The 12,175-nt window shown below is 66.4% G+C and carries 11 protein-coding genes; 3 read left to right on the top strand and 8 right to left on the bottom strand.

What is annotated here, in order from left to right; translation table 11 throughout:
* The first annotated feature begins 195 nt into the window (after positions 1-195).
* Together FFS49_RS03685 and FFS49_RS03690 are read left to right on the top strand one after the other, a co-directional pair.
* The gene (locus tag FFS49_RS03685; RefSeq protein WP_105818550.1) at positions 196-795 is read left to right on the top strand and encodes a helix-hairpin-helix domain-containing protein; all 600 of its coding nucleotides are present in this window, start codon (positions 196-198) and stop codon (positions 793-795) included.
* 88 nt (positions 796-883) lie between these two features.
* Positions 884-1,321, top strand: coding sequence for a YidB family protein (locus FFS49_RS03690; protein WP_039366939.1), 438 nt, complete (start codon positions 884-886; stop codon positions 1,319-1,321).
* Between the two features lie 103 nt (positions 1,322-1,424).
* Here the strand turns inward: FFS49_RS03690 and clpB are convergent, their stop codons facing one another.
* A complete protein-coding gene (gene clpB, locus FFS49_RS03695; RefSeq protein ID WP_046545871.1) occupies positions 1,425-4,022 on the bottom strand; it encodes an ATP-dependent chaperone ClpB in 2,598 nt (865 codons plus the stop codon).
* Between the two features lie 157 nt (positions 4,023-4,179).
* A complete protein-coding gene (locus tag FFS49_RS03700) occupies positions 4,180-4,695 on the bottom strand; it encodes an Rrf2 family transcriptional regulator (protein WP_071334594.1) in 516 nt (171 codons plus the stop codon).
* A 248-nt stretch (positions 4,696-4,943) separates the two neighbouring features.
* Here FFS49_RS03700 and FFS49_RS03705 point away from each other — a divergent pair, with 248 nt between their 5' ends.
* On the top strand, positions 4,944-5,504 hold the full coding sequence (locus FFS49_RS03705; protein WP_039366947.1) for a group III truncated hemoglobin: 561 nt from the start codon (positions 4,944-4,946) through the stop codon (positions 5,502-5,504).
* A gap of 68 nt (positions 5,505-5,572) precedes the next feature.
* Here the strand turns inward: FFS49_RS03705 and FFS49_RS03710 are convergent, their stop codons facing one another.
* From FFS49_RS03710 to FFS49_RS03735, 6 genes are all read right to left on the bottom strand, one after another.
* Positions 5,573-6,049 (bottom strand): molybdenum cofactor biosynthesis protein MoaE, encoded by a 477-nt coding sequence (locus tag FFS49_RS03710; RefSeq protein WP_039366949.1) that lies wholly within the window; start codon positions 6,047-6,049, stop codon positions 5,573-5,575.
* Between the two features lie 10 nt (positions 6,050-6,059).
* Positions 6,060-6,317 carry a molybdopterin converting factor subunit 1 gene (gene moaD, locus FFS49_RS03715; protein ID WP_105818551.1) on the bottom strand — a complete coding sequence of 86 codons (258 nt, stop codon included), beginning with the start codon at positions 6,315-6,317 and terminating at the stop codon, positions 6,060-6,062.
* A 19-nt stretch (positions 6,318-6,336) separates the two neighbouring features.
* Entirely contained in the window at positions 6,337-7,584 is a 1,248-nt protein-coding gene (glp, locus tag FFS49_RS03720; RefSeq protein ID WP_071334597.1) for a gephyrin-like molybdotransferase Glp, read from the bottom strand.
* A 243-nt stretch (positions 7,585-7,827) separates the two neighbouring features.
* Positions 7,828-9,279 carry a threonine synthase gene (gene thrC / locus FFS49_RS03725; protein WP_047850776.1) on the bottom strand — a complete coding sequence of 484 codons (1,452 nt, stop codon included), beginning with the start codon at positions 9,277-9,279 and terminating at the stop codon, positions 7,828-7,830.
* A 12-nt stretch (positions 9,280-9,291) separates the two neighbouring features.
* Positions 9,292-10,620, bottom strand: a complete 1,329-nt coding sequence (locus FFS49_RS03730; protein ID WP_046545878.1) for a homoserine dehydrogenase — start codon at positions 10,618-10,620, stop codon at positions 9,292-9,294.
* Positions 10,621-10,673: 53 nt separating this feature from the next.
* Positions 10,674-11,912: a pyridoxal phosphate-dependent aminotransferase gene (locus tag FFS49_RS03735; protein ID WP_039366959.1), complete on the bottom strand. Its 1,239-nt coding sequence runs from the start codon at positions 11,910-11,912 to the stop codon at positions 10,674-10,676.
* Positions 11,913-12,175: the final 263 nt, after the last annotated feature.

Raw genomic sequence — 12,175 nt, forward strand, 5'->3', positions numbered from 1 at the left:
CCGTAAAGAATGGTCAAAACCGCCACCCGGCGAAGGTTTCGGTCTTTACAGCGTCGCAAGCCTTCAGCAAGATTCGGTCAGCCTGTCTTAAAAAGGGCACGCATTTGTCCTATGCTTAACGGCGACGCCCGGCCGGGCGTCGCCCGCCGTCCGTTGCAACAGCCATTCATCCGTCAGAACCAGGGAGCCTTTGCCATGCTGAAAAAGCTGCTGATGCTGTTCGTCGCGCTATCGCTGTCGCTCGCCGCAGGGCTTGCCGCAGCCGTCGAAGTCAACACGGCTGACCAGGCCGCGCTCGAATCCGTGAAGGGTCTCGGGCCCGTGAAGTCGAAGGCGATCATCGACGAACGTACCAAGAACGGCCCGTTCAAGGACGCGGACGATCTCGCGAATCGCGTCAAGGGCCTCGGCACGAAATCGGTCGGGCATCTCGAGGAAAATGGCCTGACGATCGGCGGCTCGTCGACGCCACCGAAGGGCGTGAAGCTGTCGAAGCCGGCTGCGACGACCTCGGCAACGACGTCGGCCGGCACCGCGTCGACGTCCACGACCGCGACGGCCGGCACGACGGCCACCGCACCGGCACCGGCGGCAAGCGCGCCGGATGCGGCGGCGAAGCCGGCCAAGGCCAAGCGCACGACGAAGAAGGAAAAAGCGGCCGCAGCGGCGGCGGCATCCGCCGACGCGGGTGCGAGCGCACCGGCCGCGGCCTCGTCGGCAAAAGCGACGAAGGGTTCGAAGAAGAAAAGCAAGAAGGACAAGGCAGCCTCCGCCGCCGCGGCGTCGGGCGCCTGATGTGCGCCGCGCGCGCGACGGCGTGCGCGCGGCATTCGTTCAACGGGCGCCCACGACGTGGCGCCCTTATCGGTAAAGGTGAAGAACCATGGGTCTCCTCGACATCGTTGGCGGTCTGCTCGGCGGCCAGGCCGGCGGCAACTCGCAAAGCGCGCTGATCACGACCGCGCTCGAATTCATCAACAACCAGCCGGGCGGCCTGAATGGCCTGATCGAGAAGTTCAAGGCCGGCGGCGCCGGCGACATCATCGGCTCGTGGGTCGGCACCGGCCAGAACCAGCCGATCTCGCCGGACACCCTGCAGAACGTGCTGGGCTCGGATGCGATCGGTGCGCTTGCGAGCAAGTTCGGTGTCGATCCGTCGACGGCCTCGACCGTCCTCGCGCAAGTGCTGCCGCACGTCGTCAACCACGCGACGCCGGACGGCGCGGTGCCGGCCGATGGCCAGGCACAGGTCGACCCGTCGAACGTGCTCGGCTCGTTGTCGCAGATCGCCGGCATGTTCGGCGGCAACAAGCAGGGCTGACGCGCTGCGTCGTTGCGACGCTTCATAAGCAAACACCCCGCCGAGGCGGGGTGTTTGCTTTTGCGCGCCCGGCGCAAACCGGGCGGCGGCCGGAGGCCTGCGATCAGTGAACGACGCGGTCGAACACGAACTTGCCGTCCTGGACGTCGACCGGAATCACGTCCTTCGGACCGAAGCGGCCCGCGAGGATGAGCTTCGCGACCGGGTTCTCGATCTCCTGCTGGATCGCGCGCTTCAGCGGACGCGCACCGAACAGCGGATCGTAGCCGACCTTGCCGATCTGTTCGAGCGCCGCTTCCGACACGTCGAGCGCCATGTCCAGCTTCGCGAGCCGGTCGTGCAGGCGTGCGAGCTGGATCTTCGCGATCGACTCGATGTTGCTGCGGTCGAGCGCATGGAACACGACGACGTCGTCGATCCGGTTCAGGAACTCGGGGCGGAAATGCTGCTTCACCTCGAGCCACACGGCGTCCTTGATCTCTTCCTGCGGCGAACCCGTCATCGCCTGGATCACCTGCGAGCCGAGGTTCGACGTCATCACGATCACCGTGTTCTTGAAGTCGACCGTGCGACCCTGCCCGTCCGTCATGCGGCCATCGTCGAGCACCTGCAGCAGCACGTTGAACACGTCCGGATGCGCCTTCTCGATCTCGTCGAGCAGGATCACGCTGTACGGCTTGCGGCGCACGGCTTCCGTCAGGTAACCGCCTTCCTCGTAGCCGACATAGCCCGGCGGCGCGCCGATCAGCCGCGCGACGCTGTGCTTCTCCATGAATTCGCTCATGTCGATGCGGATCAGGTGCTCTTCCGAATCGAACAGGAACGACGCCAGCGCCTTGCACAGCTCGGTCTTGCCGACACCGGTCGGACCGAGGAACAGGAACGAGCCGTACGGACGGTTCGGATCGGCGAGACCCGCGCGCGAACGGCGGATCGCATCGGCCACCGCGCTGATCGCCTCGTGCTGGCCGACCACGCGCTCATGCAGCTTTTCCTCGATGTGCAGCAGCTTCTCGCGTTCGCCCTGCATCATCCGCGACACCGGAATACCGGTCGAACGCGACACGACTTCCGCGATTTCCTCGGCGCCGACCTGCGTGCGCAGCAGACGCGGACGCGTCGGGTTGTGCTGCTCCTGCTCTTCAGCCTGCGTGACCTGCTTCAGTTGCGCCTCGAGCTGCGGCAGCTTGCCGTACTGCAGCTCGGCAACCTTCTCCAGCTTGCCGTCACGCTGCAGCCGCGCGATGTCCGCACGCACCTTCTCGATCTCTTCCTTCAGCTGCGCGCTGCCCTGCACCGCGGCCTTCTCGGCGGTCCAGATTTCCTCGAGGTCCGCATATTCGCGGCCGAGACGCTCGATCTCTTCCTCGATCAGCTGCAGGCGCTTCTGCGACGCTTCGTCCTGCTCTTTCTTCACGGCTTCGCGCTCGATCTTCAGCTGGATCAGACGACGGTCGAGCTTGTCCATCTCTTCGGGCTTCGAATCGATTTCCATCTTGATCTTCGAAGCGGCTTCGTCGATCAGGTCGATGGCCTTGTCCGGCAGGAAGCGGTCGGTGATGTAGCGATGCGACAGCTCGGCCGCGGCGACGATCGCCGGGTCGGTGATGTCGACGCCGTGGTGCAGTTCGTACTTCTCCTGCAGCCCGCGCAGGATCGCGATCGTCGCCTCGACGCTCGGCTCGTCGACGAGCACCTTCTGGAAGCGGCGCTCGAGCGCGGCATCCTTCTCGATGTACTTGCGGTATTCGTCGAGCGTGGTCGCGCCGATGCAGTGCAACTCGCCGCGCGACAGCGCCGGCTTCAGCATGTTGCCCGCATCCATCGCGCCTTCGGCCTTGCCCGCGCCGACCATCGTGTGGATTTCGTCGATGAAGACGATCGTCTGGCCTTCGTCCTTCGCGATGTCGTTGAGCACCGCCTTCAGGCGCTCCTCGAACTCGCCGCGATATTTCGCGCCCGCGAGCAGTGCGGCCATGTCGAGCGACAGCACGCGCTTGCCCTTCAGCGTCTCGGGCACTTCGCCGTTGACGATCCGCTGGGCGAGCCCTTCGACGATCGCGGTCTTGCCCACGCCCGGCTCGCCGATCAGCACCGGATTGTTCTTGGTGCGGCGCTGCAGGATCTGGATCGAACGGCGGATTTCGTCGTCGCGGCCGATCACCGGATCGAGCTTGCCCGCACGGGCCCGCTCGGTCAGGTCGACCGTGTATTTCTTCAGCGCCTCGCGCTGGCTTTCCGCGTCCTGGCTGTGCACCTGCGAGCCGCCGCGCACCGCGGCGATCGCGGCTTCGAGCGCCTTGCGCGTGAGGCCGTGCTGGCGTGCGAGCTTGCCGGCGTCGCCCTTGTCGTCGGACACGGCGAGCAGGAACATCTCGCTCGCGATGAACGTGTCGTTGAGCTTCTGCGCTTCCTTGTCGGCCTGGTTCAGCAGCCCGGCCAGTTCACGGCCGATCTGGATGTCGCCGCCCGTGCCCGTCACTTGCGGCAGGCGCGAAATGGCCTCGTTCAGCGCGCCTTGCAGCGCCTGAATGTGAACGCCCGCGCGCGACATCAGCGAGCGCGCGGAACCGTCCTGCTGCGCGACCAGCGCCGCGAGGACGTGAACGGGTTCGATGTATTGATTGTCGCGGCCTGCCGCGAGGCTTTGCGCGTCCGCGAGTGCTTCCTGGAACTTGGTGGTGAGCTTGTCGATTCTCATTTAGTCGAGACCTCCAATTTTCGATTAACACCAAGATGAGGATGGTTATGCGGCTTTCAAGCGAAATTCGGGTTGATTCAGCGCAAAAATCGATGGATATCCTCGAGGCGGCCCCGGGACGGGCCACGGCCGGATCGAGAAGCGCGGTGAGCGCGTATCAGCCGGCCGTCGACGGCGGCTCGACGGACGCGGGTGCGTCTTCCGGCGAAGGCTCGGCGCGCACGCGCACGACCGGGTGGATGCCGAGCAACGCGGCGAGCGGCGAAGCCGGTTCGACCAGTTCACCGAGCGTGTGACGATCGAGTTCGGCGAAAAATGCATCGCGCGCGGCCGCCAGCACGCCCTTCAGCCGGCAGTGCGGCTCGATCACGCAGCCGCGCGATTCGCCGTCGGCCGAGAAGCAGCCGACCAGCGCGAAATCGCTCTCGGTCGCACGCACGACCTGGCCGACGGTCAGTTGCAGCGATTCGGGGAACAGCCGCAGCCCGCCGTTGCGGCCGCGGACGGTGTCGACCCACCCCAGCTCGCCGAGCTGCTGCACGACTTTCATCAGATGGTTCTTCGAGATGCCGTAGGCGTCCGAGATCTCCTGGATCGTAGCGAGCCCCTCGCCGCGCACGGCAAGGTACAGCATTACGCGCAGCGAATAGTCGGTGTAGTCGGTGAGTCTCATGGGCGAATACGGAAAAGATCAATCGTGCCCCGATTACGCGAGCCGGGCCGATCGGGATGCGCGCGGGGCCGGTCGGCGGCCCTGCTCCGTGGCCCCGGCTTGCCGCGATGGCGCGCGTGCAATAAGATGCGTGACATTTACAGGTTTTTCAGGGGTGTTGGACGCTATTTTGCGTCAAAATTCGATCGGCGTCCTACTCGATGCCCGCGCCGCCCCTGTCGTTGTCTATTTCTGCCGGCCCTTTTGCCATGACCGTCCTGCCCGCCTCGCCCGATACCGCACCGGCCCGTCCTCGCGACACCGAGCCGACCGAAGAGAACATCCGCGATCTCGTCTACGCGTTCTACGACCGCGTGCGCGCCGATCCGCTGCTCGGGCCGGTGTTCGACGCAAAGCTGGCCGGCCGCTGGGACGACCATCTGCCGAAGATGGTCACGTTCTGGTCCAGCCTCGTGCTCGGCACCAAGGGCTATCGCGGCAACGTGCAGCAGGCGCACCAGCCGCTCGACGGGATCGAGCCGGCCCATTTCAGCCGCTGGCTGTCGCTGTTCCTGAAGACCGTCGAGGCGCGCTACGCGCCGCCTGCGGCGATCCGCTTCATGGAGCCGGCGCTGCGGATCGCGCAGAGCCTCCAGTTGAGCCGGTTCGGCTGGGACTATCGGATTCCGCCCGAGCAGCAGGCGCTGCTCGACGCGATCGCGCCGCGCCGTCGCGATGCAGGCGACGATCCGCACGCGTTGCCGTCGCGCGCTCGCGGCGAGCCGTTTCCGACGAAGATCATCGGGCGCAGCAGCGATCCGGACGCATAACGGGTAGCCGGCGCGCGCGACGCTTGTGCGCATGCGGCATCGCGCCACATGCTACCCGGACGCCGCGCTCAGCGCCGCGTATTGCCCGATTCGATCCCCCAGCGCGCAAGCGCGGCATCGTCAGTGCTGCGCGCATCGACCCAGCGCTCGCCGTCCGGCGTGGTTTCCTTCTTCCAGAACGGCGCTTCGGTTTTCAGGTAGTCCATCACGAACTCGCACGACGCGAACGCATCGCCGCGGTGCGACGCGACCGTTGCGACCATCACGATCTGGTCGAGCGGCAGGAGCGTGCCGACGCGATGCACGATCGCGACGTCGATGCCCGGCCAGCGCCGGCCGGCCTCGGCAGCAATCTTCTCGAGCGCCTTCTCGGTCATCCCCGGATAGTGCTCGAGCGCCATCGCGGCAACCGAATCACCTTCGTTCAAGTCGCGCACCGTGCCGACGAAGCACGCGAGCGCGCCGATCTTCGGGTTGCGTGCGCGCAATGCCGCGACCTCGACGTTCAGGTCGAAGTCTTCGGTCTGGATTCGTACCGTTGCCATCGCCAGCGCCTCAACCGCCCGTGACCGGCGGAAAGAACGCGACTTCGCAGCCTTCGGTGAGCCGCGTGTCGGGGTCGGTCATCTCGTGGTTGCACGCCATGCGCAGTGCGCGCCCGTCCGCGAGCGCCTCGGCCCACGCGCCGCCGCGCACGCGCAGCCACGCGCGCACGTCGCCCACGGTCGTGACGCTGTCCGGCACGTCGGCCTGCTCGTCGGCGACACCCAGGGCCTCGCGGACGCTTGCAAAAAATTTCAGTTGAATCTTCATGGTTCGGAGAGCCGTCGCGTTACGACAGCAGTTCGGAAAACGGAATGAAACGCACGGTCTCGCCGGCGCTGATCGCGTGCTGCGGCGGGTTGTCGATGAGGCCGTCGCCCCACACCGTCGACGTCAGCACCGCCGAGCTCTGGTTCGGGAACAGATCGAGGCCGCCGGCCGCGTTGACGCGCGCACGCAGGAACTCGTTGCGCCGGTCGCCCTTGTTTTGCGAAAAGTCGGCGCGCAGCGACAGCGCGCGCGGCGCGACGTCGCGCACGCCGGACAGGCGCAGCAGGAACGGCCGCACGAACAGCAGGAACGTGACGAAGCTCGACACCGGGTTGCCGGGTAGCCCGATGAAGTGCGCGTCGGGGCGATCGTCGCCGCGGCGCACCGCGCCGTACGCAAGCGGCTTGCCGGGCTTCATCGCGATCTGCCAAAGCGCGAGCCGCCCTTCGGCCTCGACGGCCGGCTTCACGTGGTCCTCGTCACCGACCGACACGCCGCCGCTCGTCAGGATCACGTCGTGATCGCGCGCGGCCGCGCGCAGCGTGTCGCGGGTCGCGGCGAGCGAATCGGGCACGATCCCGTAGTCGGTCACGTGGCAGCCGAGCCGCTCCAGCAGCCCGCGCAGCGTGAACCGGTTCGAGTTGTAGATCGCGCCGGGTTTCAGCGGCTCGCCCGGCATCGTCAGTTCATCGCCGGTGAAGAAGACCGCGACGCGAATCCGCCGCGCAACCGCCAGTTGTGCGCAGCCGACAGAGGCGGCCAGGCCGAGCGCCTGCGGCGTGAGCCGCGTGCCGGCCGGCAGGATCACCGAGCCCTGCCGGATATCCGCGCCCTGCGCGGTGATCCATTCACCGGCCTTCGGCGTGTGCAGGATCTCGACCGCATCGCCGTCCGCCGACGTCTGTTCCTGCATCACGACGGCATCGGCACCGGGCGGCACAGTCGCGCCGGTGAAGATCCGCGCGGCCGTGCCGGCAGTGAGCGGCGCGGCCGGATGACCGGCCGGAATGCGCTGCGACACCGGCAAGCGCCGCTCGCCATGCAGCAGGTCGGCGACGCGCACCGCATAGCCGTCCATCGCGCTCGTATGCATCGGCGGCACGTCGAGCGGCGAGCTCACGTCGGCCGCCAGCACGCGGCCGAGCGCGTCGAGCGTGGCGACGGTTTCGGCGCCGGGCAACGGCTTCGCGGCATCGAGCAGCGCGGCGAGCGCCTCGGCGGTCGACAGCATCGGCGCGCGCGGCGCCGCGGGATTCGGGTTCGACATCGATGGAATCGGGGATCGTTGGATTCAATACGTCATTGTAGCGACGCCGTCGCGCAGGCGCGCGATATGGCGGTCATGCGGAAACTGTGATCGGCGCGAACGCGCCGGTCTGACACTTGTTTCGTACGAGTTGCGACGACCGCCGCTTGGCAATTGCCAAACGAAACGGCCGGAACCCCGATCCGTTCGACGAATCGGCGTTCCGGCCGTCCTGCGCAGCCGGGCCCGCGGCCCGGCCATGCGTCATGCGCCCGTATGGGCGGCGATGAAGTCCTTCACCTGCTGCGCATCGGCCTTCACGACCTCGAAACGCTGCGGCAGCGCCTCGAGCCCGTCGAATGCAGCCGGACGCTCAGCTTCGCGATCGAGTGCCTCGCGAATCGTCTCGCCGAACTTGATCGGCTGCGCCGTCTCGAGCACGACCATCGGCACGCCCGCGTCGAGATGCTCACGCGCGACCTTAACGCCGTCGGCCGTGTGCGTATCGATCATCGTGTCGTAGCGCGAGAACACGTCGCGGATCGTCGCGATGCGGTCCGTGTGGCTGCTGCGGCCCGACACGAAGCCGAACTCGGCGACGCGCGCGAAATCGCCGCTCGCCGCGAGATCGAAACCGCCCTTCTCCTCGACGTCGCGGAACAGCTGCATCACGCGCGCCGGATCGCGGCCGAGCAGGTCGAACACGAAGCGCTCGAAGTTCGATGCCTTCGAGATGTCCATGCTCGGGCTGCTCGTGTGATAGGTGTTCTCCGCGCTGCGCACGCGATACGCGCCCGTGCGGAAGAACTCGTCGAGCACGTCGTTCTCGTTGGTCGCGACCACCAGCTTCGCGATCGGCAGCCCCATCATCCGCGCGATGTGGCCTGCGCAGACATTGCCGAAGTTGCCCGACGGCACCGTAAACGACACGCGCTCGTCATTCGACCGGGTGGCCGCGAAGTAACCCTTGAAGTAGTACACGACCTGCGCGACGACGCGTGCCCAGTTGATCGAGTTGACCGTGCCGATCTTCTGCTGCGCCTTGAACGCGTGATCGTTCGACACGGCCTTCACGATGTCCTGGCAGTCGTCGAACACGCCTTCGACCGCGAGGTTGAAGATGTTCGGGTCCTGCAGGCTGAACATCTGCGCCGTCTGGAACGCGCTCATCTTCTTGTGCGGCGACAGCATGAACACGCGCACGCCGGCCTTGCCGCGCATCGCGTATTCAGCTGCGCTGCCCGTGTCGCCGGACGTCGCGCCGAGAATGTTCAGCGTCTGCCCGTGCTTCGCGAGCGTGTACTCGAACAGGTTGCCGAGCAGCTGCATTGCCATGTCCTTGAACGCGAGCGTCGGGCCGTTCGACAGTTCGAGCAGCGAAATCGGCGCGCCGTTCTCGGTGCCGAGCGTCTTCAGCGGCGTGATGTCGGACGCGTTCTCGCCATGGCGCGTGTTGCGGTACACGTCGGCCGTGTACGTGCGGCGCGTGAGCGCGCGCAGGTCGTCGGCCGGCACGTCGTCGCAGAACTTCGACAGGATCTCGAACGCGAGATCCGCGTACGGCAGCGCGCGCCAGCGCGCGAGCTCGTCGGCGGACACCTTCGGATATTCCGCCGGCAGGTAGAGCCCGCCGTCCTTCGCGAGACCGCCGAGCAGGATGTCGGAGAACGTGTGGCGCTCGCCGATGCCGGCGCCGCGCGTGGAGATGTAGTTCATGTCGTCCTCAGCTCAGTTCAGCGCTTCCATGCGCAGCTTCGTCACCTTCGACACGACCGTCGCGAGGCTCTCGATTTGCGCGATCGCCGCATTGACGTTCTTCTCGACCGTTTCGTGCGTGATCAGGATGATGTCGGTTTCGCCGTTCGCACCGTCGACCTGCTCCGACTCCTTCTGCAGCAGCGCGTCGATCGAGATGCCCGATTCGGCGAGGATGCGCGTGATGGCGGCGAGCACCCCGGTCTGGTCGGCAACGCGCAGGCGCAGATAATAGCCGCTCGTCACTTCCTCGATCGGCAGGATCGGCGTGTTCGACAGGCTGTCCGGCTGGAACGCGAGATGCGGCACGCGATGCTCCGGGTCAGCCGTGTGCAGGCGCGTGACGTCGACGAGATCCGCAACCACGGCCGATGCGGTCGGCTCCGCGCCCGCGCCCTTGCCGTAGTACAGCGTCGTGCCGACCGCGTCGCCGTGCACGACGACCGCGTTCATCGCACCTTCGACGTTCGCGAGCAGGCGCTTCTCCGGGATCAGCGTCGGGTGCACGCGCAGCTCGATGCCGTTTTCGGCGCGGCGCGTGATGCCGAGCAGCTTGATCCGGTAGCCGAGCTCTTCCGCGTAGCGGATGTCGGTCGCGTCGAGCTTGCTGATGCCTTCAACGTACGCACGCTCGAACTGCACCGGCACGCCGAACGCGATCGCGCTCATGATCGTCGCCTTGTGCGCGGCGTCGACGCCTTCGATGTCGAAGGTCGGATCGGCTTCCGCGTAGCCGAGCTCCTGCGCGGCCTTCAGCGCGGTCGCGAAGTCGAGCCCGCGATCGCGCATTTCCGACAGGATGTAGTTGGTCGTGCCGTTGATGATGCCCGCGATGTACTGGATGCGGTTCGCGGTCAGGCCTTCGCGCAGCGCCTTGATGATCGGGATGCCGCCGGCGACGGCCGCCTCGAACGCGACCATCACGCCCTTCGCACGCGCGGCCTCGAAGATCTCGGTGCCGTGCACCGCGAGCAGCGCCTTGTTGGCCGTCACGACGTGCTTGCCGTTCGCGATCGCGCGCAGCACGAGCTCGCGCGCGATGCCCGTGCCGCCGATCATCTCGGCGATGATCGCGATCGACGGATCATCGACGACCGAATTGAAATCGTCGGTGATCTGCGCGGCGCCGGCGTCGCCGCCGAGCGCTGCCAGCGCCTTGGCCGGGTTGCGCACCGCAATGCGCGTCACCTCGATGCCGCGCCCCGCGCGTCGCTTGATTTCTTCCTGGTTGCGGCCCAGCACCGTGAAGGTGCCGCTGCCCACCGTGCCGAAGCCCAACAGGCCAACTTTGATCGGTTCCATGCTGCGTGTGATCGAATGAGTAAGAATGAGTGAGTGCCGTGTGGCCGTGCCGCTCAGGCCGAATGGCGCTTGCGGTAGCCGTCGAGGAAGCGTGCGATCCGGTTGATCGAATCGGTCAGGTCGTCGAGGTTCGGCAGGAAGACCACGCGGAAGTGGTCCGGCGCGACCCAGTTGAAGCCCGTGCCCTGCACGAGCAGCACGCGTTCCTCGAGCAACAGGTCGAGAATGAACTGCTGGTCGTTCTGGATCGGATAAAGCTTCGGGTCGAGGCGCGGGAACATGTACAGCGCGGCCTGCGGCTTCACGCAGGTCACGCCCGGGATCGACGTGAGCATGTCGTACGCGAGCTCGCGCTGCTTGTACAGGCGCCCGCTCGGCACGATCAGCTCGTTGATGCTCTGGTAGCCGCCGAGTGCCGTCTGGATCGCGAACTGCCCGGGCACGTTCGCGCACAGGCGCATCGACGACAGGATGCCGAGCCCTTCGAGATAATCCTTCGCGTGCCGGCGGTTGTCGCCGCCGAGGCCCGACACGGCCATCCAGCCCGCGCGGTAGCCGCACGAGCGATAGCTCTTCGACAGGCTGTTGAACGTGACGGTGATCACGTCCTCCGACAGCGAACCCAGCGCCGTGTGCTCGAGGCCGTCGTAGACGATCTTGTCGTACACCTCGTCGGCGAACACGATCAGCCCATGCTGGCGCGCGATCTCGAGCAGCTCGAGCAGCAATTCGTCCGAATAAAGCGCACCCGTCGGGTTGTTCGGGTTGATCACGACGATCGCCTTCGTGTTCGGCGTGATCTTGCGGCGGATGTCGTCGAGATCGGGCATCCACGCGTTCTGTTCGTCACAGATGTAATGCACCGGCGTGCCGCCCGACAGGCTGACCGCCGCCGTCCACAGCGGGTAGTCGGGCGCGGGCAGCAGCACTTCGTCGCCGTCGTTCAGGAGCGCCTGGGTCGCCATCACGATCAGCTCGGACGCGCCGTTGCCGATGTAGATGTCGTCGAGCCCGACGCCCACGACGCCCTTTTCCTGCGTGTAGTGCATCACGGCCTTGCGCGCCGAGAACACGCCCTTCGAATCCGAATAGCCGGACGATGTCGGCAGGTTGCGGATCATGTCCTGGATGATCTCGTCCGGCGCGTCGAAACCGAACGGCGCGAGGTTGCCGATGTTCAGCTTGATGATGCGGTGGCCTTCTTCCTCGAGGCGCTTCGCGTGCTCGAGCACCGGGCCACGGATGTCGTAGCAGACGTTGAGCAGCTTGTTCGACTTCTGAATCGGTTTCACGACGACACGGTTCCTGGGTTGGCCTTGCGGCCGGGGGGACGGGATCAAAACTGGAGAGCGGCCGGTCTGTGCGCGCTGTCTAGACTGGGAAAAAGCGGGCGGTCGGGCGCGGCTTGTGGCGACGCGCGACGCAATTGGCGCCCGGGGGCGACCAAAAAGTTATAATTTAGCGGATTTTGGCTGACTTTCGCAATGCACCATGGCCGCGCCGGGCCCGCGCCTTCAGGCGTCCCGCGTGCTCGGGCAAGCGAAACCGGCCATCC

The sequence above is a fragment of the Burkholderia sp. 4NA327C6 genome (assembly GCF_005502655.1).
Taxonomy (GTDB): Bacteria; Pseudomonadota; Gammaproteobacteria; order Burkholderiales; family Burkholderiaceae; genus Burkholderia; species Burkholderia contaminans.

Bases quoted from the DNA above. Each gene is read 5' to 3' on its own strand.
- FFS49_RS03685 (WP_105818550.1), top strand. From the start codon at position 196: ATGCTGAAAAAGCTGCTGATGCTGTTCGTCGCGCTATCGCTGTCGCTC.
- FFS49_RS03690 (WP_039366939.1), top strand. From the start codon at position 884: ATGGGTCTCCTCGACATCGTTGGCGGTCTGCTCGGCGGCCAGGCCGGC.
- clpB (WP_046545871.1), bottom strand. From the start codon at position 4,022: ATGAGAATCGACAAGCTCACCACCAAGTTCCAGGAAGCACTCGCGGAC.
- FFS49_RS03700 (WP_071334594.1), bottom strand. From the start codon at position 4,695: ATGAGACTCACCGACTACACCGACTATTCGCTGCGCGTAATGCTGTAC.
- FFS49_RS03705 (WP_039366947.1), top strand. From the start codon at position 4,944: ATGACCGTCCTGCCCGCCTCGCCCGATACCGCACCGGCCCGTCCTCGC.
- FFS49_RS03710 (WP_039366949.1), bottom strand. From the start codon at position 6,049: ATGGCAACGGTACGAATCCAGACCGAAGACTTCGACCTGAACGTCGAG.
- moaD (WP_105818551.1), bottom strand. From the start codon at position 6,317: ATGAAGATTCAACTGAAATTTTTTGCAAGCGTCCGCGAGGCCCTGGGT.
- glp (WP_071334597.1), bottom strand. From the start codon at position 7,584: ATGTCGAACCCGAATCCCGCGGCGCCGCGCGCGCCGATGCTGTCGACC.
- thrC (WP_047850776.1), bottom strand. From the start codon at position 9,279: ATGAACTACATCTCCACGCGCGGCGCCGGCATCGGCGAGCGCCACACG.
- FFS49_RS03730 (WP_046545878.1), bottom strand. From the start codon at position 10,620: ATGGAACCGATCAAAGTTGGCCTGTTGGGCTTCGGCACGGTGGGCAGC.